Source organism: Rahnella sp. AN3-3W3 (genome assembly GCF_003263545.1).
Classification (GTDB): Bacteria; Pseudomonadota; Gammaproteobacteria; order Enterobacterales; family Enterobacteriaceae; genus Rahnella; species Rahnella variigena.
The window spans coordinates 1-20455 of record NZ_JYDG01000048.1; the positions used below are offsets into that span (position 1 = coordinate 1).

A 20455-nucleotide genomic window follows, 5' to 3' on the forward strand; every position below is an offset into this window, starting at 1 on the left:
TTGCTATCCCGAATCATCTTAAGCGACAGTTCGCCCTAACACAGCCAAACCAGGTGTGGTGCGGGGATGTGACCTATATCTAAACAGGTAAACGCTGGGCTTACCTCGCCGCTGTTCTCGACCTGTTCGCAAGAAAACCAGTGGGCTGGGCAATGTCGTTCTCGCCGGACAGCAGGCTCACTATGAAAGCGCTGGAAATGGCATGGGAAACGCGCGGCAAGCCAGCCGGAGTGATGTTCCACAGCGATAGTAAGAATGCTGGTGTCAGTCTTACCACCACTCAGTTTGCCGTTTAACCCGATTGGTGTGATTACTGATGCAGTGAAGATCTTCCCGCATCCTGACTCACACAGCGATCGACCTTTTGTGTCCTGCCCTGGACCCGTCGGTTGCCGGAAGTGCCTTCATGCGAGGTATCTCCTCACCGATGCGCGTGACTCAAGAAGGGCCTGACGGCTTGTCTCGTTACTGTCCTGTCCGGGTTATCTGTCTGGAGATTCAACTCTGTTTCCTCACTGGAGCTCTGTCATGTCTGATAAAGTTACCGAAGCCGCCGTTGTGGGTGGCGTGGATACACATAAAGATCTGCACGTTGCCGCTGTCGTTGATCAGAACAATAAAGTCCTGGGGACCCAATATTTCGCCACAACACGACAAGGTTACCGGCAGATGCTGGCATGGATGACCTCATTTGGGGCATTAAAGCGAATTGGTGTTGAGTGTACAGGCACCTATGGATCAGGTCTGCTTCGCTATTTGCAGAATGCCGGGTTAGAAGTTCTTGAAGTGACCGCACCAGACCGAATGGAACGACGTAAACGGGGTAAAAGTGACACGATTGATGCTGAATGTGCTGCTCATGCCGCATTCTCCGGAATAAGAACCGTCACACCCAAAACGCGCAATGGCATGATTGAGTCTCTTCGGGTGTTAAAAACTTGCCGCAAAACAGCGATATCGGCCCGAAGAGTCGCTCTCCAGATTATCCATTCCAATATTTTCTCTGCACCGGATGAATTACGTGAACAGCTCAGAAATATGACGCGCATGCAGCTCATCAGGACTCTGGGATCCTGGAGACCTGATGCCAGTGAATACCGCAATGTTACCAACGTTTATCGCATTTCATTAAAGTCCCTTGCCCGACGCTATCTCGAATTACATGACGAAATCGCTGATCTGAATGTCATGATTGCGGCAATTGTCGATGAACTGGCACCTGAACTGATCAAACGTAATGCTATTGGATACGAAAGCGCTTCGCAGTTGCTGATCACTGCCGGAGACAATCCCCAACGGTTAAGATCCGAATCAGGTTTTGCGGCACTGTGTGGTGCCAACCCGGTACCTGTCTCTTCTGGAAGACGACAAGGTCACACAGTAGAGTCTGTTTTTATAGTTCAACATTATGATAATAATTTTTTTTTAGAGATCGCGTGGCACTCTTCGGGAAAAGTGAACAGAACGGCAGGTTAGTGGATCTGACAATAACTCCAGACCCCGACGATAGGAAATCTTCCAACTGCATCTGCAATTGACGCCGGGTCTGTGGTCCAGAGTTATGAATGCCGTAATCTGCAGGAGCGCAGCCGCACTCCTGCAAACCGTGTTATCTCAATGCAATATCAGCAGTTTCCATATTCAGCGCAGCGTCAAAAGGAGCTTTTCCCGCCCCTGCAAGCCATTCTTTCAGTGTCAACATCGGACCGAACTCTCTCTCTAAGGCTGGGATATCTGCAATTCCTGCTACCACGCCGTTGTCCACAAGCTCCGTCAGTTTTCTCAGGAACAAGTTGCCTGCCAGCAACTCTTCTGAAAACCGCTGGTTGCGAATTGGGTGGCCTGCTGCAAGCGAGAAAGCGCACTCCAGGTCTTCGCCGGTAATACTCTGCCCGGAAAACTCCAACGCCTGACCCGCGTAACGCTCCGGGTGGCATAGGATCTCGGCATTAATTCGGCTAAGATCGTCAAGCGCAATCATCTGCATAGGCTGATCCCGATGCATGAAGAAGGTGAATACACCCGTATTCAATCCCATACCCGGCAGCAGCATCATCTCCATAAAGGTGGCCGGACGCGTGATCGTAGATGCGATCGGCAGGCTGCGAATGTACTCCTCTATCTTGGACTTGCTGTCGAAATGTCCCATGCCGGTCAGACCTTTTCCCGCCGCTCCACCCGAAGAGTACACGATGAATTCAACGTTTGCTGCAACCGTACTATCGGCGATTGCCTTGCCCTGCATCACCTCCTGTTCGTCTGACACCAGGCCGGATGGAGAGCTGGTCTGCACGCTGAACACACGGTTGACGCCCTGCATCGCCCGATCAATCGAAGCACGGTCAAACAGATCGCCAACAACCAGTTGATGCCCAGTTCGGCAAGAGCTCTTGCTTTATGGCTCTGGACATCCCTGACGAAGGCACGTACCGTTTCCCCCCTTGCTATCAACGCTCTTGCCACAGCACCGCCCTGCTGCCCGGTAGCACCAAAAACCAAAAATTCCAAAGACTGTTGCATTTCAGTAACCCATAGTAACTTCTGAAGGTTCTCATTTTGAACTATCATGGTATTTCCGCAAGACGGCACTTTTTTGATACTGAGTTACAGAGAGATAACCAATGGAGAGAATTCCTAAAGATGGACAGACCATGATGCCAGATGAGGTCAATGGTCGACCTGTTCTACATACGTCCAGAGGCCCGGTACTGACGCCTTGTGCTCCCGGGAGTGTATTAGCCCGACTGGGAGGCAAGTGGACAATATTGGTAATTTCGTTCTTATCTCTCTATCCCGATACCCGGATGCGTTTCGGGGTGCTTCGACGGGGCATCCCTGACATCTCGCAACGCATGCTAACGCTGACTTTGTGCAACCTTGAACGGGATGGTCTGGTCTCGCGCCACTACTACCCTGAACTGCCGCCTCGCGTCGAATACGAGTTGACCGAACGAGGGCGCTCCATGTTGGAACCGCTGGCGGGCTTTACCCGTTGGATTCGCGACACATGGCAGGATATAGAAGCTTCACGACGCGCCTACGATGAAGCTGAAGACAGGTCTGACGAAGTTGAGGGGAAAACATCCATACAGAAATATAGTAAAGGTTAAAAATACCTGGATGATGAATACAATCATTTTGTTATATTCTTATCGTACGTTTTCGTTCCATTGGCCCTCAACCCCTAAACCTATGGAGATTTAGTCGGAAGTATCGACAACAGCATAACTAGAGTAGCTATGCTAAAACTACGAAAAAAAATACGCTCGATATATGAAGAGCGTTTTTCTTGACTGATTGAGAAAAACATCTTTTAGAAAAGATAACCAATACCAATATTGAAACCACTAATTAACCGGTGTTGATCTTCAACCTTCGTTTGAGAACCTTCGTACCCGCCACTCATTGTAAAATGCTCAGCAATATTTATGATAACGCCTGCACCATAAGCAAAGAAGTTATCACTATTTGAGTAATTAATATCTTCTCCAGTTCCAGCAAAACGTTGGGTAAAGCGACGTTCCATTTTTGAGTGTGACATTCCCAAAACAGCATACGTACTGACATAGTCATTAACACGATAGGCTGGACCTACCAATATGGAATAGTACTCGGCATCTACGTGATCAGTTTTTCTCCCAAGAAAGCCATCGTAATTCTTGTCCCCATCGTTTTGTAACGCCGTAAATGACACAACAGTGCTCAGGCGGGAATCCCATCCGTAGCGGTACTGTAAGTTCATGCCGGGCATATTTTTAAAGTTTTCAACCTTACTTTGTGCATAGCCCAGAGACAAAGAATGCTCACCAGCAATAGCATTTGATGCCAAACTCGTGGCCAAAATTGTAAAACTTAAGAAGATAGCTCTTTTCATATTTTCTCTTGTAAATTAGTGACTTATATTAAACCACTAATCAAAACTGGGTCGTTCAGTAACGTTGATTGCATAAGTTTAGATATATTTTTAAAGAAAATTGTACAGTAATTTAACTCCTAATTATTGGATAAATTCTTCACAGACTAACAACAATTAATTTCTGAATTTAGAAAAGCAACCTTGAATTATATCCTTTTCTTTATAATAAACCCCCACGTTCTATTTCTTTATCTATAATGCATTGCAATTTATCAAGATGTATGTCCTCTCCAAAGTGAAAATCCTCTTGTTTATATAGAAATTTAACAAAAAAGCCAAAAATTATTTTCTGAATTTTTTATTTATGATTTAAATTATTTTGTGTGCTAAATATACACTTTAATTCAGTAGCATCAATACTCATTTCTTATGAAGTACAAGTTAACTAGCGCTCTGGCAGTTCTTTTAAGAATATGAGGTAATATATTTTTTAGATAAATTAAAATGTGAGAAAGAGAACAAGTTATTAGTATGGTCAAAGCTATTAAATATAACCTTTTAATCATAAACTCTCTTTCTTTTAAAAAAAGGCATCAGTGTAAGAATTCATTTGTTAACAATATATTAAAACTTACGATAGGTAAATGTCCTAATGATAAAACTAATCTTTCCAATTTGGAAAAATATAGCTAGCTACAAATAGCAAACCGAGTGAGACGGCTTGAAAAATTCATTTTTATCTCATTTTTAAAAAGTTATGCTATGTTGAAATGAATGTTTTCTTATTTCATAGGTGCAACTTGAAGTTTAATAACACTCACGAACTTCGTGACTGGGTAATTTTTGTTAAGACCATTGAGAAGAAGAACCTTTCTCTTGCAGCTCGTGAACTCGGTGTTAGCGTCAGCACTGTGAGCAAAGCTATTTCCAGATTAGAGGGTTACATCAAGACGATGCTAATTAAAAGGGATGCTCGAAATTTTGAGATAACTTCTGCAGGTCACATTGCGTATATTAAAGCAAAGAATTTAACTGAATCCTTTCAGTCACTACTGGCTGAATTAATGAATCCTGAACCTTTAATTCAAGGGGGAATAAAGTTTTCCGCTCCATCTTTAGTATGTCAGTTACTTGCTAATCATTGGGCAAGTGAATATGTAACTAAAAATCCTATGGCTAGGGTTGAGATAAAATCAAGAGAGCTTTTTGAATTTGATAATAATATAAAAGATCCCGATCATATAGCTCTACACTACGGAAAGATTCAATGGCCAGAACTGATACATAGAGAACTAAAACCAGTTGAGATTATTAGCTGTGCCTCTCCTAAATATATTAAAAAAAATAATTTTTTAGATCGCCCTGACAACATCAAAGGACATACCCTATTGATGATGAGTAATTTTAATTCTAAAGACGATATGAATTTCTCAAAATTGGATAATGTTATTACCTTAAACAAAAATCACGCACCTTCTATCATATCTAACGATTATCTCGCCCTTTTCAATTTGCACATTGAAGGGAAAGGGTTGCTTCTGGATACACCTAAATGGTTAGTACACACACATATCAACGACGGTTCACTTGTGAGAATCATTCCTGACTGGAAGATTGATAATATACCAGTCTATCTTGTTTGGATGCATAGAACATATTATTCACCTCTTTTTTTAGATTTTATTAGCTTTGTGGAAAAAAAATGGAATGATGAAGTTTAAATAACAACAAAATACAAGTGGTATTATTAGTATTACATTTATGTGGCTTTGTTGAATAAATCGAACTTTTGGCCGTAATCAGGATCAGATCAACACACTCCTGATCCTGCAGCGATATCACGTGGCAAAACAAAAGTTCAAAATCACCAACTGGGCTACCTACAACTAGGCGCTCATCAATCGGGGCTCACTGACATTCTGGTTTGATGAGTCGGCCATTTAGGCCTGGTATGACGAGCCCAACACGTCTTCACGTGGTCGTCCTCAACGCTATTCTGAGCTCGCTATTTCCACCGTACTGATGCTCAAACGCGTCTTTCACCTCACATTACGCGCCGCTCAGGGATTCATTGATTCCATTTTTACCTTAATGAAGCTCCCGCTCCATTGCCCGGATTGTTCCTGCGTCAGCAGGCGGGCTAAGTCTGTCTGTATCCCTTTCAAAAACAGCACGCGCGGTGAGATTGCCCATCTCGTTATCGATGCCACCGGCTTAAAAGTCTTCGGTGAGGGCGAATGGAAGGTGAAAAAGCACGGTCAGGAAAAACGCCGCGTCTGGCGGAAACTGCACCTTGCGGTGGACGCCGGTACGCATGAGGTTATCTGCGCTGACCTGTCACTGAATAATGTGACTGACGCAGAGGCATTCCCGGGACTTATTCGTCAGACCCACCGGAAAGTTAAGGTCGCTTCTGCCGATGGCGCTTATGACACAAAACTTTGCCATGACGAGCTGCGGCTAAAAAAATCAAGGCGCTTATCCCGCCGCGAACCCGGGCGGGTTACTGGGCGGAGGAGTATGCGGAAAGAAATCAGGCGGTGGCCAGGCAGAGGCTTACCGGGAGCAATGCTTACTGGAAATGGCACACGGCTTATAACCGGCGGTCGGTGGCCGAAACAGCGATGTACCGGGTTAAACAACTGTTCGGTGGTCACCTGACGCTGCGTGACTACGATGCGCAGGTTGGTGAGGCTATGGCCATGATCCGTGCCTTAAACAAAATGACGCGTGCAGGGATGCCAGAAAGTGTGCGGATTGCCTGAGTAGGTCAGTGATGGGAGGCGCTTTTATCTAAATCCGATTTATTCAACAAAGCCGTGACCCGGTTCAAGTCCGTGTAATGCACTAAGTAATAACGCGCTGGGAATGAGCAGCCAGGCATTTGATGTGCCTTGCAGCAGCAGGGCTGAGAAATCATTCATGTTTAACTTGCCTTAAAGATATTTTGTAATCTCTTTAAATTGGCCAAGTGTTTCCTCTGTACTTTCGTTACCGCTACGAAGGGCATCCTCCAGACAGTGGTCTAAATGGTCATAGATCAAAGTACGCTTGGCCGTCATTATTGCTCGTTCAACGGCATAGAGTTGTTGGGCAATGTCAAGGCAGGGCTTTTCATCTTCAAGCATCTGAATAGTGCTTTTCAGGTGTCCCGCTGCACGCTTGAGTCTTTTTATAATGTCGGGGTGGGAAGTGTGTACGCTCATAATTTATCTTTACCTGGTGGAGGGGATGAATCATCGCGCAATCACCTTAAAATTACACGGTTTCTCTGGCCTCCCCACTTTTCTAATTACGTCATGATGTAACTGTATTACCTACACTTTGGCCATGAAGGGTGTTCATCGTCGATGACAAAATCATGTTCGTGCTCTTCCGACTTGCCGGTAACGTCATCTTCGTGGCTATGGAGCACCACTCGCGCATCATGTTCTGGCTTCCAGATAACCGCAGCCAGAACCAGTGAAAATACGGCAACTAGAGCTAACGCAATGAATGACGCCTGTAAGCTGACTGCGGCTCCCATCCAGCCTGCCAGCGGGTAGGTGATCAGCCAGCAGGAGTGAGAAAGGGTGAACTGTGCTGCAAACAATGCCGGACGGTCATTAGCGTCAGAAGAGCGGCGCAGCAGGCGGCCTGATGGTGTTTGTGCGAGCGAATAGCCAATACCAATAAACAACCAGATGGCAATCAGTGCCGTATAACTCTGAATGAAGATACCCGCTCCAAGTCCCGCAACCAGCATTGCGGTGCCTATCAGCATTGGCGTTCTGTCACTGATTTTGTCCAGCAGCCGCGGTAGAACCAGCGCAGCAATCATCGAACCAAGTCCAAAGGCCGCCAGCGCGATCGCGGTCGAGCGTTGCGTAAGACCAAATTTTGCCTGTACCAGCACCACGGTATTCACAATCACCATCGCACTGGCGGCAGCCACCACGAGATTGAGCGCTAGCAACCCGCGCAGACGTGGCGTTTTAAGGAAGATGCGCATTCCGCGAGTGGTGCGTTCATAAATACTGCGGCGCACGCTACTCTGCTGCGGTTGAGGGAGTTTGAGGGACACTACTAGTGCAACCGAAGCTAAGAAACCCACTACGGTGCCTGCAAACAGACTGTGAAAGCTGACAACAGCCAGGAGTGCCGCAGCCAGCATGGGACTGACAACGCTTTCAAGATCGTATGCCAAACGCGATAGCGACAGTGCTCGTGTGTACTGTTTTTCATCGGGCAGAATGTCCGGGATCGTCGCTTGGAAAGTCGGAGTGAAAGCCGCGGAAGCCGACTGGAGAACAAAGATCAGGATATAAATCTCCCAAATCTGCGTTACAAACGGTAATGCAAGTGCAACAAATGCTCTGCACAGATCGAGACAGACCAACATGGTCCGGCGCGGAAGCTTTTCTGCAAAAGCGGCGGCAAGAGGAGCTACAGCAATATAGGCTGTCATTTTGATAGCGAGAGCCGTGCCCAGTACCGCTCCCGCACGATCGCCAGCCAAATCGTACGCGAGCAGGCCAAGTGCAACGGTTGCTAAGCCAGTACCGACCAGCGCAATGATCTGGGCAAGGAAAAGGTGTCTGTAAGTTCGATTCGATAAAATAAATAGCATTTTTAACTCTCTGACAGATGTATTTATCCCCCCTAGGGGGATGTAAAAAGCATATGTCAGTACCGATGATTTTACAACACTAGAGCGGGCCTTATGTAAGGTAGATTAGATATCTTTCTGAAATTCTTATGAAGAAAGCTTCAGATATCCCCAGCGGACATATTTGAAGCAAGAGGTGGGCCTGCGTTATAGGTGTGAATTCCTTTTCCATTTACGCATGGCCAAAAAGGGATTAGGTCAGCAGGCCCAGGTACTGTAGTGGCACACTGAATTTGGCACCTGAATAAAGGTGTTATCATCACCTCACAGTAAAAAAGGTGACATTATGACCGGACGTAACAGACGCAATTTTAACCCCGAGTTTCGCCTCGAAGCTGCCTAGCTTGTACTCAATCAGCATTACACCGCTGGGCGATGTCATTATTACCTGATTGAGCACTAACAGGTAAAGTCCTTTCGATGGCCTGAGTCGCCGGGAAATTGCTGGGATAACAGCCCATGGAACGGTTCTTCAGAAGCCTAAAAACAGAGTGGATTCCGGATGACGGGTACGCTAATTTTAGCGAAGCCAGCATGGCGATAACGAATTACATCATGGGATAATATAGCCATCTCAGACCCCACTAATATAATGGTGGCTTAACACCCAATGAATCAGAGCGATTGTTCTGGAAAAAATCCAAAACTGTGGCCAGTTTTTGTTGACCACTTCAATTTAGGATATTTAGTAATTGATCTCAACGCTTACATTGATCTGAATTCCCTTGGAGTGACCTACTATTTGGAGTATCTATTTAGCTAATGTTGTTATCACTACGAAGTGATTTTTACGCCTCACCTGAGAATTAACAATGGGAAAATTTACGGACAAAGCAATTGCGTGTACCTCTAGACGGGATACATAAACTTCATATGTTTACGAAGGCATGCCTAGTTATCGCTCTGTAAGACCAGCTGTAACTGGTTATCATTTCGTGCTCTTGAATTTTTTCGCTGCTTGATTCGTTAAAGGTAAGGGATGATCTGTTACAGAACAGGATAAAAAATTCAATCTATACAACAAAAATTTTAATGGTTCTCGTCTTTTTTAGGGCTCTTACGTATACTTTTTTGTTGTGATATCCCACATCCTTTCGAGATAAAATGGTCTGTCATATTGAGTGGTTTATAATAATACTATTATTAAATACGACAGGTTTTTTTTATAATTAGTTTAGTTCAGATGAATTCAGTTATCCAAAGAGCAAGAAGTATTCTCTGAATTTGGCATGACAATCAATATAGACGAATGATTCATAACTATAACGGAAATGTGGAGTGAGCATAACATCATGATTTTTTTGAATAATTTAAAGTTATTTTTGAAACTATATCGTATTGTGATTATTGGCAACGATCATTACTAACTTTATGATAGGTATGGGCTATCAATAATATTTAAATGATCGATAATTTCCATTATATTTGTCAGGTTAGATGTTCTACATTTGCTCTATTATGTTTTCAGCATCAGCATCAGCATCCGAGTTAGCTAGGGATGCCACGAAGGGAATCCGTCATTAATCAGAAAATCATTTTACCAACGAGCTTTTCCAAATAATGTATGACAGTGTCATCGGGTTGATGCTTTATAGCATATCAAATCTTGATAAGAATCTTATCACTAAAAGACCCTGCATAAGGGCAAGTACGGCAAGCACTTTATAAGTAACGAGTATTTTTAATTTACAGATTGTTGAGCGCAGTTTCGCATTTACTAGGGAGTGTAAAATAAGAACCTCTATAGGTTCCTGAATCAAACGATACTTCATGTTATATATAAAAATCAATGGTAATGATATATGAAAACTAAAGATAATGAATTTGAGCACATGATTTCACGTTATAAAGGGGACGGGCCCTATTTACACGATGGTGATCGGGTAATAATTGATGCAGCTTCAGGAACTTTTAACCTGCCTTTCGGTTATACCCATGAACGACTGACCGAAAAACTCAAACAGCAAATCGACCGTTGCGCCCATCTAAGTTCCGCTTATACCAAACCCATTGCTGAGCAAATCCTTAAACGGCTCAAACCACACTTACCCGATGGAATTGATTCCCTTTGGCTCAGGGACGTCTCCGGTTCCGGTGCGGTTGAAGGGGCGATTCGTATGGCACAAAAGTACACTGGGCGCTCGGGTGTAATCTCTCTATTTATGTCACATCATGGCCAGTCTTTGGCAACTGCAAGAATATCCGGTAATGCATTTCGTCTTCATCACTTTACCGCAAATATAGATGGTTCTTTTAAGATACCAGTGCCCGATAGCGAACTCGCAGGAGAGCAAAGCATTAATTCATTAAACTTAAACCGTTTTTCTGAGTTAGAGGATTTCATCAACTATGGCTCAAGCGGAAACATAGCTTGTCTAATTGTCGAACCAATTCTTGGTAATGGTGGCAACATAGTATTGCCTGTCGAGTTTTACCGTCAAATACGCGAAATCTGCAACAAATACAGAATAATACTGATCGCTGATGAGGTTCAGACTGGTTTTGGAAGAACTGGCACTTTTTTTGCCACCACAGGATATGCGAAGGAACTTAAACCAGACATTGTAGTTTTTGCCAAAGGTGCTGGCGGAATCGGTATACCTACAGGGGGTATATTGATGAATCACAAACTGGATGTGTTGGAAGCCTACGAACATTCTAATACCTCAGGGGCAAATCCTTTATCTCTGACCGCTCTTCACGAAACTATCGCAATCATCGAAGACGAAAAGTTGCTTGAGAATGTGCAACTAAATGAGCCTTATCTGCGTAATGCGTTGCTTGAGTTGCAGAATAAACATGAGTTAATTACTAATGTTCGTGGGTTAGGCTACATGTTCGGTTTCGATACACCAAGTCCCGAAATTGCTGCGATGGTGATAGAAATAGCATCTGAACTAGGACTTGTAATTAGAGGTTCGCGTTACGGAAAGGGACGTGCTATCAAAGTTCGCCCTCCACTTATCTGTGGATCCCACCATATCGACGAGATCGCCGCCAAGCTAGATCGCACATTTATTAAACTTGAACACAAACTTAATACCACACAGGGAAAAATCCGATGAAAGCACTCAAATTTAATGGCGTTTGGGACGTCTCTCCTGTTGAAGTGCCTTCTTTACAGTGTCTCGATCCCGATGATGTGATCGTTTCGGTTGAGGTCTGTGGTCTATGCGGTACGGATGTAGGTATCATTACCGGTGATTATTCTGTGGCTATTCCTGGAACAACTTTGGGTCATGAGTCAACTGGCAAAGTAGTGAAGATAGGTACGGCCGTGACCCGATTTAAGGTGGGGGATCGCGTAGTTATCAACCCTACTTATTCCTGCAGCGAGTGTCGCATGTGTCAGACAGGCAATCCTAACCATTGCGAACGTAAGCACGGAACTGAGGCTGGCGTTTCCTATAACGGCACTTTTGCAGATCAGTACTGCGCAAAAGAGAACTCCTTACTGCATTTAGATGATCACGTTAGCTTCGAAGAGGGAGCCCTGACCGAGCCACTCAGTTGCACCATAACAGGTGTAGACAAGCTAAACATAACGCATACAGATATTCGAGCATGCGTAATCGGTGCTGGTCCCATGGGAATGCTTTATCTGTGGAGTCTACATCTGCGCGGTGTTAATGCCTTTCTGGTTGAAAAAAATGAGCATCGTCACAGGTTTGCAAAAGGTGTTTTACCTGAAGAAGGACGTATCTATAAGGATTTTGAGAAGGCTATGCGAGAAGAGTACGGCAGTGATGATGAGAGGCTAGATTTGTGTGTTGATACTACTGGCTATCTTTCAGAAGTCGTTTTTAATCGCTTAGCGCCAGGTGGAAAGTTGCTCAATGTGGCTCTGAAAGATTATACAGCCAAGCTGAATGTACTAAAGATTGCGGATAAAAGTTTGTCGGTAATAGGTTCGATAGATTCTCTTAACCAAAGCTTCGAACGAGCCTACGTGATGATAAGGGACGGCAAGATACCTGCTGCCAAGCTGGTCAGCCACACCTTTAATTTTAATGATTATTTGCAGGCATTTTCGATGGTTGGTTGTGATATAGCAGCGAAAAGGCAGAAACCAATCACAGAGCCAAATTGTAAAGTGCTGCTGCGCATCTCATCCCATCAATAGGAGTCTACTTCATGAGCTCTTTGTACGCTATTTTTGATATTGATGGTGTAATTGTTGATAGCGAGCAGTTGCACTTTGATGTCCTTAAAACCCTCTTGCCCGAGCAGACTAAAGGTGTAACACCCGAGGAACTAATAGGTCTTAGTCTAAAGGAAACTTTGTTGAGCCTAGGTATCGATGCTAAGCAACATGAACAAATTACTGTCCAGATCGTCAGTGCTTATAAAGATCAGCTTATGCCACGTTATCTACGTCCAGGTATCCGTTCGCTTATTCAGAGCTTAATTGAAAAACATGTCCCATTTGGTTTCGTCTCCACCGCTCCGCGAGACATCTGTCTGGCTAACTTAGGCACTCTGGAATTGCATCTAAAGCAGCCACTTATTAGCGGTGATGATATCGAACGCACAAAACCTCATCCCGACCCATATTTGGCGATGTTGCAGTGTCTCGGCGCTCATCCAGATCAGACAGTTGTTATAGAGGATACAGACCTCGGTATAAAGGCTGCAACCGCAGCTGGCATTCGACGCGTTTATGGCTGGCCTCACGCTCTCTCTAACACCGAGAATTATGGAGCTGCCTACAAAGTGATCGGCTCATTAGATGAAATCGATGCCTTTGACGCAATGATGAATTCAATTACGAAGTGAATATGGAATGTCAACATCCTCTATGGCCATACAAAAAATGGGAGTTTAAAAAATTGGTCGCTCACGACACATCATACACCGTTCCACGCTCGGTTACCTCAACGCGGATTGCCTTTTTTATTGCCGGCCTAAGCCTGGCGACCTGGGCTCCGTTGATACCATTTGCCAAGATACGATTGATGGCAGACAACGGTACCATGGGCATGGTGATGTTGGCATTTGGCATTGGATCGTTATTGATGATGCCATTGTCTGCTGTTCTCGCCTCACGTTATGGCTGCAGGATAGTTTTTAACATAGCTACTCTGGTCATGCTGATGCTGTTGCCGGCACTTGCGATCTTCGATACACCTTTCACCTTAGCTTTGGCTCTATTTGTGTTTGGTAGTGGCATTGGGGGTATGGATGTAGTAGCTAACATCCATGCAGTTCATGTTGAAAAGCTGGCAGGTCGACCCATTATGTCTGGTTTCCACGCGTTGTTTAGCATTGGCGGTATTGTAGGATCGGGACTTGTAAGTACACTGATTATCTATGGTCTGACGCCGCTCGTAACAGTAAGCATAGTTATGATGTTGGTGCTAGGGCTTCTTGTTATCACTTATGGCGGGTTGCTTAACTATTCTGAATCAAATGATTCTCCATTTTTCGTAATACCTAAAGGCATTGTAATCATTCTTGGTGCTTTGTGTTTCGTTGCTTATATCATGGAGGGATCTATGCTGGACTGGAGCGGTATCTTACTAATAAACCATAGCGATATCACTGCCAATTTTGCAGGTGTTGGCTATACAACTTTCGCCTTGGCTATGACCCTAGGGCGTCTGTTGGGAGATCGGCTGATTAAATCATTTGGCCGCTTCAATGTATTCCTGGTTAGTTCCCTCATAGCAACCTCAGGAATTAGCGTAGTTGTGGGAGGGATAAATCTCTTTGCCATGATTTGTGGTTTTTTCCTTATAGGAGCAGGACTTTCAAATATAGTACCCATATTATTTAGTGCAGCAGGACGCCAAACCACGATGCCAACTACACTTGCAGTGGCTGCAATATCAAGTATAGGTTATTCAGGTATTCTGCTTGGTCCTGCATTTATAGGAGCAATTGCTCATCAAACTAGTCTAATAAACGCTTTTATTGTAATTGGGTTACTTTCTTTTAGCTTGCCACTTTGCAGCTATCTGATCCGCAGATAAATTAAATCTTGCTCTGCGCCTTACATAACTCAGAGTTATCATATGGAGAACCGATGGATATTAAAGATTGTCAGTGGGTCAATGTGCCGACTAAATGGGTACTGAAAGAAGATGCACTCTATGTTACTACAAACAGCAATACAGACTTTTGGCGTGAGACTCACTATGGTTTTACTCGGCACAGCGGTCACGTCTTTGGTTGTCATGTAGAAGGAGACTTTACCTTACAACTCTGTATCGAGGGAGAGTTCGAGGAACTCTATGATCAGGCAGGTTTAATGATTGAGCAGGACACGCAGCATTGGTGTAAAGCGGGGATTGAATTTGCTGACAATCAGTTATTGCTGAGCAGCGTTCTTACTGATGGAAAATCTGACTGGGCCACTGGAGTATTTCAAGGTAACCCAAATAAGTTTTGGATGAGAGCTACGGTAGATAATGGGGTATTACGCCTGCAATACTCGCACGACGGTCTCACTTGGCCTCTTATTCGCCTATGCCCTTTCCCCAGAGGAGAGAAACGTTTTGTTGGCGCCATGTGTTGTAGCCCGGAGCGGGAAGGTCTTAAGGTTCGCTTTAGCGAGTTCCGTCTTGGCAAACCCCTCAAAAAAAGGCTGCATGATCTGAGCTAATAATTACGTATTTCATGGACATTAATCGTCACTTTAGATGATAAGAACGTACTTTATTAAATGCGAGGCGCAGTGAGAGAAATCTCTTTATAACTGACGCCTCATTTTTTAGTATAAAATAAATGGAAGAGAATTTCAGGATGTATCAATAAGCCAATGATTTCATAATGGGAAATACATAGTGCCAGGTGGGGCTGAGAATATTGGGGCAATAACAATGGCCATGCCTACAATGAAAAAAACAACAATGAAAAAATATAATAGCTTAATTATTATTTTGTGTTTCATATCATTTGATTTACGTTTCATATTATTACCCCATGTATGGTTTTTATTAATGTGCGATATTTAGTGTGATGTGTGTTAAGCCGCGTAAGCGGAAGCGGTCTGTATCTAAGTTATTATATTTTTCTCCTGATGGAGTCATTATTAGAATGCTCTTGATGAAAATTTTTAAGTTTCTATCTTTATATTATACATTGCCATGGGGGGGGGGCTTTTTTCCCGTGGTATATATTGCAAAAATATAATAACGTATTTTTCATAGTACCATGCTAGGGATTTACTGAAATGTCATGTTTTTTGAGATAGTCTATAAATGACGTGTCGTTAAAGATAGGTACGGTTTTATTTGAAAAATCAAGATGCTAATTTTTTGTAAAATTAAAACGAGCTATATGTCCTTTAAAATAAGCATTTCTAATTCTATGCAAAAAAACCTACAATGTAAATGGTATAGTAAGTTATAACGGCATATAATTACATAGCGTCAACTCAAAATTAATATATGTAATTATTTTTGTTTTTTATTTGTCTTTCAGCAAGTGTGCATATTCCCGGTGGTCCATCAAGAACGTCACGCCCATCTGCGGTGCCACGTCCAGCGCAAACACCTTCAGATATACTTCGGTACTCTCGTATCTTTCATGACCCATATACGCCTGTACGACCTTCGGCGGGACATGGTTAAAAAACAAGTGCATCGCAAAACTGTGCCGGAAGGTTTTAGGATTCAGTGCAGGCAGCGCAAACTGAATACCTTCTACCCCCGCCCTTTTCTCAGCCTGTTGTAACCACAGCCAGGCCGTTTTTCTGCTGACATCAAATAGTGGCCGACGCCGTCCGGGCCGGAATGTTGCCAGGTAACGTTTCAGCTGCTCGACATAACTGGTATCGAGAAGCGGCACAATTCTGGCTATCCTCTCGTCAGCCGACGGTCTTCCTCTGCCCCGTTGTCTTTGTTTGAGCGTACGCAAACGTACACAAGGCCGTGGCCCCTCCAGTTGTACGTCTTCCGGGGTTAACGTCAGGGCTTCAGTGATGCGGGCACCGGTGTTCCACAGCGTGGCGAACAGCATGCGCTGTCGTTCATCCGGAAGATAGTGCAGCAGCACAGCCACTTCAGGAGCCAGCAGATACTTCGGCAGGTGTTCCTGCATCAATGCCATCCGGCGAAGGGCTATGGCGGTTTCATAATGCGTCACAGGAACTGGGCGATCACCCGTCATCATCAGCATTCTTTCTCCTTTAATGTAATACAGTGTGAATACTTGTGTAATTCAATTGAATTACGTTTTAGGCCCGCAGACCTTTTAAAGAGCACAAAGGCTCCTAGCATCAGCCATAAACTTATTGTAATGGTTTTCAGGGATCACTACGGGGATTGTCCTGCGGTTGTACAGCTGCATTAGCAACAAAGTGCGATGCCGTCCGTCAGATACGCCAAATTGCCTCACAGATGCCTGCGGATATTCAACGATTCCTTTAGCAATATAGGTTTTTATTTTGTACCAACGGCGCGGATTGATACAGAATGCACCGTCCCCCAGAACGTTGAGAAAGGCCAGTCCGTCAACTTCAACAATCTTTGATGGCTGCGAACGAAGCTGCTGGGGCAGATAAAACTGCAGGTCCTCAAATGTAGGAAAAGTGAACCCTGAACTGTCTTGGGGGATCGCATCAAAGGACGGAAAAGGATACTTGGTCATAAAGGTATCTAGCCTGTCCTGTTCGATTTTTGAGAACCACTCAACGTCCGGTAAAAACTCTTTTTCTCTTTCCCGCATGGCTTTAATGCGATCGCCAAATATGTCTTCAAGATCTATCATAGCGTCCCGCTCCAGTGGATGTAATACATAAGTATTTCATGTGTGCGCTGTGCAAATTCTGGCGGGTAATGCCCCTGCCCGTTCAAAAACATTCGCGTAGCGCGATCTTGCTAGTTTTGTCTATTTTGACAGCCCCGGTGGCCTGACGCCACGGGAATAAATCGCCGCAAGTGAGATGGTGAGGTAACAAAATTCGAAATATACGTGTTTTGTCATAACGGATTTTTGCTGAGAAGAGGGGATTGGGACACCAGGCGCTGAGGGCCGTTCTACTCAGGCCTTGCGTGACAGGGGCTGACGGCGAAATGAGCCGGGAAGCGGCCAGTGAAACACTCTACCTGTTTTGTCTAATCATCCGCTGAAGACAGTGAAATACCGGTTAAATGTAGTTTAAAAGCATTACATGTGTAATATATTCGTATTACATTTTGATTCTTGTATGAAATGCACAGTTACGCTGCTCCCAGCGCTCAGTTGCGGTATTCTGGATTGTAAGTGAGCGTTATTCAGACGGAGGTGAGTTATGGCCAGCTGGTTAGATAAAGCCAGAGATAACATGTTGCGATATTCTTCAGGGCAGTCGTGGCCGGCGGTCATGAAGGAGTGGTCGGTCACCGGCGGATTTATTGATTCGCACTCCATCAATAAAACCTGCGAGCTGTGTGACAACGAGGGGCTGCGCTATCAGTTTCAGATAACTAACTCCCTCACACATTATTCCCTCTGGGTGGGCTCTACCTGCATTAATAAGTTTGTCCCTGTTTACGTGGGCGGCAGAGAACTGCTTGGAGAAGAAAAAGAAGCCGAAGTGCGTAAAATTATGGCGACCGCCAGGGCTACCTCACGGCAGGAACGCGCGAAAACGGTCCTGGAACAGCTAAAAATAAAAGCACCTGACCGGTTCAGCGATCCTAAATGGGTGGCTAATCTTGATGTAGGGTACTCAGCCAGTCAGTTAAAGATGATTGCGGTGCTTTGTAAAAGCCACCGGATCACCTTCAATTCAGGAGATTTTAAAATCAATACCCGCAAGGTTAACGTTGTCGATCAAATCCGGCTTCTTGAACCCTGGCAGTACTACAATATGAGGGGCGCTATCCCTAAAAGTCGCCATAAGCAGTTTGACGCATGGTTTACAGCGAAGAAGAACAGGTAGGTAGCTGATATACAAAGACAGATCATCGTCTGGTGTAATTTATATGTAATTCATGTGTATTACATATATTAAGAATTGGCCCTCCTATGGACCGTCCTCTCCCAAATGTTGATAAGGCATAACATGCAGACTTTAAAATATCCGGCCATGGTTGATGCATTGAAGGCTGTCGATGAACCTGTGATCGTTGTGGTGGATAGTTTTGTTGGCGAACTGCGTGATGTGGGAATGAAACTGGCCGCAGATGCAGGCATTACGCCACACTATCCTCGCCTGGATTTTGGTCCTTCCCATGAAATGATGGATAAGCGCCGGCGTCAGTTAATCAGCAAAGGCGGCAAGCCAGTTATGTTCATTGACCAATATCCGCTCGCTATTCACTGGGGTTCTGGCTTTACGTGTTTTTCTCTGACCGATACCCGGCAGGAAGAAATTCACGCTGAAATTCAGGCCCAGAATGATTATGTGAAAAGTGCACCGGACAAAGTGGAATGGCAGCGCCGCGCTGACGAAGTTATGGCCATAACTATGGCACCTTTGAATAATTTTATCAGTGCGCAAAAAGAAGAGCTGGCAGAAATTGAAATGCAGGCCGCAGAGCTTGAAAAAAACGGTACCTCAGAGCAGCAGCAGGCTTTCCTTGATGATCTAAAGCAAGCGGAGGGTGGATTTATGCAGCGTGTTATCCATCGGGTCTTACACCGCAAATAGCCGGCGGGAGCGGGTATAACGCAGAGGATGAGTCTTTACGATCTCACCCTCTGGATACCATTATTGAAATACATAAAGAATACAGATGTAATTTAAACGTATTACAAGTTTTCCTTAATCATCTCCAGCACTTTCTCAGGGCCGACCTCTCGTGCCAGGTACAGTGCAGCCCGCAGTACCGTCGAATCGGTGATGGTTTTCGTCGTCAGTTCCTGGATTTCATCAACAAGTTCACTGCACATGACTTTTTCTGCCGGTGTCATGCGGATGGTCTTGGGGTTTTCGCTGGTTGTCCGGTTCCGGTTTACCTTGACGTTAGAGAGGCGGGTTTTTGTTTCGCCAGGCATGGCTTCAGGTTTAACCATTGCCGGGCGTGAGAGTGGACCTTTAGCCATTATTGAGCCTCTTTCGATAAGACAGTTTCTAATTCACGCATCAGCGACCGGTAATCATTCAGAGCCAGCGAACCTTTGTTGTAACAATACAGCGGGATACAGGCCACCTGTGCCTGAGAAATATTTTCATCTGTACGGATCCGCGTTTCCAGATAATTATCTCTTGTCCGCTCACTGCTGCTAAGTTGCTCATGCAAATAGGTATTCATTTTCTTCTTGGCTGCATTGTATTCGTTGCGGAAAACGCTGAACTGAGTAAAGCGGGTTTCCCGGATTTCATCCAGGTAGTCCAGAACGACATCCAGTCCTGTCAGGGCAAAACTGCCACCATCCACCGGAATAATGACATGGTCTGCCATAAAGGCTGCGTTCGTTGTCGACAGGTTCAGACCGGGAGAACAGTCGATCAGGATATAGTCGAATTTCTCCATCACTGACTGCAGATGCCGGGACAGGATTTTTTCCCGGTGGTGGCGAGTAAGGCAGTTCTCCATTACGCGTTCAAATGAGGGGTCTGATGGGATGATGAATAAGTTATTGATTTTATCATCACCGCTTACTGCAGGGATGATGGCATCCATGATATTGAAACGTGGATTGTTGTAGAGATCGCAGATGGTATGGCCGTACTGGGCGTAATATTTCTTACCATTGGCCATAACCTCTGTAGAGTTTGCCTGCTGATCACCATCTATGAGCAATACTCGCCGACCTGCCTGAGCGAGCGTCATGGCCAGGTTGGTGATCGTTGAGGTTTTACCTGCGCCGCCTTTGTTATTCATGATGGCGACGATTTTAGCCTGCGTATTGGGCAAAGTAGTGAGTTCAGATTGCTCAGAGATTTCAGTCATCGGGAGTTCCTCTCGCTATGAAATACATATGTAATACATACAGCAATTGTTGAATTGCCTCTTGAAGTAAATACTACGGATTACAAATGCAATACACAAGTATTTATTTTGAATTACACATGTATT

17 protein-coding genes and 5 pseudogenes are annotated in these 20455 nt (G+C 44.6%); 13 read left to right on the forward strand and 9 right to left on the reverse strand.

All coding sequences use genetic code 11. The features are described 5' to 3' along the window. Positions 1-287: pseudogene (locus tag UC15_RS14190) on the forward strand (DDE-type integrase/transposase/recombinase); the annotation flags it as partial. Positions 288-528: 241 nt separating this feature from the next. Continuing rightward, entirely contained in the window at positions 529-1476 is a 948-nt protein-coding gene (locus UC15_RS14200) for an IS110 family transposase (RefSeq protein WP_157960987.1), read from the forward strand. 133 nt (positions 1477-1609) lie between these two features. On the opposite strand, the pseudogene UC15_RS14205 reads toward UC15_RS14200, so the two are convergent. Continuing rightward, positions 1610-2520: pseudogene (locus tag UC15_RS14205) on the reverse strand (NmrA/HSCARG family protein). A gap of 134 nt (positions 2521-2654) precedes the next feature. Here UC15_RS14205 and UC15_RS26185 point away from each other — a divergent pair. Continuing rightward, positions 2655-3110: a helix-turn-helix domain-containing protein gene (locus tag UC15_RS26185; protein WP_112289073.1), complete on the forward strand. Its 456-nt coding sequence runs from the start codon at positions 2655-2657 to the stop codon at positions 3108-3110. A 203-nt stretch (positions 3111-3313) separates the two neighbouring features. On the opposite strand, the gene UC15_RS14215 is transcribed toward UC15_RS26185, so the two are convergent. Continuing rightward, positions 3314-3874 carry an Ail/Lom family outer membrane beta-barrel protein gene (locus UC15_RS14215; RefSeq protein ID WP_112289051.1) on the reverse strand — a complete coding sequence of 187 codons (561 nt, stop codon included), beginning with the start codon at positions 3872-3874 and terminating at the stop codon, positions 3314-3316. 782 nt (positions 3875-4656) lie between these two features. On the opposite strand from UC15_RS14215, the gene UC15_RS14220 reads away from it, so the two are divergent. Then, entirely contained in the window at positions 4657-5577 is a 921-nt protein-coding gene (locus UC15_RS14220; RefSeq protein ID WP_198659712.1) for a LysR family transcriptional regulator, read from the forward strand. A gap of 175 nt (positions 5578-5752) precedes the next feature. Further along, a pseudogene (locus UC15_RS14225) lies at positions 5753-6621 on the forward strand (IS5 family transposase). A 54-nt stretch (positions 6622-6675) separates the two neighbouring features. Here UC15_RS14225 and UC15_RS14230 read toward each other — a convergent pair. The 3 genes and pseudogenes from UC15_RS14230 to UC15_RS14240 form a co-directional block, all read right to left on the reverse strand. Further along, positions 6676-6780: pseudogene (locus UC15_RS14230) on the reverse strand (nickel/cobalt efflux protein RcnA); the annotation flags it as partial. Positions 6781-6792: 12 nt separating this feature from the next. Next, the gene (locus tag UC15_RS14235; RefSeq protein ID WP_112289053.1) at positions 6793-7062 is read right to left on the reverse strand and encodes a metal-sensing transcriptional repressor; all 270 of its coding nucleotides are present in this window, start codon (positions 7060-7062) and stop codon (positions 6793-6795) included. Between the two features lie 107 nt (positions 7063-7169). Next, positions 7170-8465, reverse strand: coding sequence for an MFS transporter (locus UC15_RS14240; protein WP_112289054.1), 1296 nt, complete (start codon positions 8463-8465; stop codon positions 7170-7172). 475 nt (positions 8466-8940) lie between these two features. Here UC15_RS14240 and UC15_RS14250 point away from each other — a divergent pair. The 6 genes and pseudogenes from UC15_RS14250 to UC15_RS14280 form a co-directional block, all read left to right on the forward strand. Continuing rightward, positions 8941-9170 (forward strand): annotated as a pseudogene (locus UC15_RS14250) (integrase core domain-containing protein); the annotation flags it as partial. 1136 nt (positions 9171-10306) lie between these two features. Beyond that, on the forward strand, positions 10307-11569 hold the full coding sequence (locus tag UC15_RS14260; protein ID WP_112289055.1) for an aspartate aminotransferase family protein: 1263 nt from the start codon (positions 10307-10309) through the stop codon (positions 11567-11569). Further along, positions 11566-12627 carry a zinc-binding dehydrogenase gene (locus tag UC15_RS14265; protein ID WP_112289056.1) on the forward strand — a complete coding sequence of 354 codons (1062 nt, stop codon included), beginning with the start codon at positions 11566-11568 and terminating at the stop codon, positions 12625-12627. Before UC15_RS14260 ends, UC15_RS14265 begins: the two co-directional genes overlap by 4 nt. Before the next feature lie 11 nt (positions 12628-12638). After that, positions 12639-13280: an HAD family phosphatase gene (locus UC15_RS14270; protein WP_112289057.1), complete on the forward strand. Its 642-nt coding sequence runs from the start codon at positions 12639-12641 to the stop codon at positions 13278-13280. A gap of 2 nt (positions 13281-13282) precedes the next feature. Then, on the forward strand, positions 13283-14476 hold the full coding sequence (locus tag UC15_RS14275; protein WP_369964370.1) for an MFS transporter: 1194 nt from the start codon (positions 13283-13285) through the stop codon (positions 14474-14476). A gap of 53 nt (positions 14477-14529) precedes the next feature. Continuing rightward, on the forward strand, positions 14530-15108 hold the full coding sequence (locus UC15_RS14280) for a DUF1349 domain-containing protein (RefSeq protein ID WP_112289058.1): 579 nt from the start codon (positions 14530-14532) through the stop codon (positions 15106-15108). Positions 15109-15914: 806 nt separating this feature from the next. Here UC15_RS14280 and UC15_RS14285 read toward each other — a convergent pair. Then, entirely contained in the window at positions 15915-16625 is a 711-nt protein-coding gene (locus UC15_RS14285) for a tyrosine-type recombinase/integrase (protein WP_112289059.1), read from the reverse strand. Between the two features lie 75 nt (positions 16626-16700). Beyond that, complete coding sequence (locus UC15_RS14290; protein ID WP_232829889.1) at positions 16701-17216, reverse strand: hypothetical protein; 516 nt, start codon at positions 17214-17216, stop codon at positions 16701-16703. A gap of 523 nt (positions 17217-17739) precedes the next feature. Between UC15_RS14290 and UC15_RS14295 the strand changes: the two genes are divergently transcribed. Next, a complete protein-coding gene (locus tag UC15_RS14295; protein WP_112289060.1) occupies positions 17740-18372 on the forward strand; it encodes a hypothetical protein in 633 nt (210 codons plus the stop codon). 147 nt (positions 18373-18519) lie between these two features. Next, positions 18520-19083 (forward strand): hypothetical protein, encoded by a 564-nt coding sequence (locus UC15_RS14300; protein WP_157960988.1) that lies wholly within the window; start codon positions 18520-18522, stop codon positions 19081-19083. A gap of 101 nt (positions 19084-19184) precedes the next feature. Here UC15_RS14300 and UC15_RS14305 read toward each other — a convergent pair whose 3' ends face one another. Further along, on the reverse strand, positions 19185-19478 hold the full coding sequence (locus UC15_RS14305; RefSeq protein ID WP_112289062.1) for a hypothetical protein: 294 nt from the start codon (positions 19476-19478) through the stop codon (positions 19185-19187). Further along, a complete protein-coding gene (locus UC15_RS14310) occupies positions 19478-20329 on the reverse strand; it encodes a ParA family protein (protein WP_112289063.1) in 852 nt (283 codons plus the stop codon). The genes UC15_RS14305 and UC15_RS14310 overlap by 1 nt, the downstream gene beginning before the upstream one ends. Positions 20330-20455: the final 126 nt, after the last annotated feature.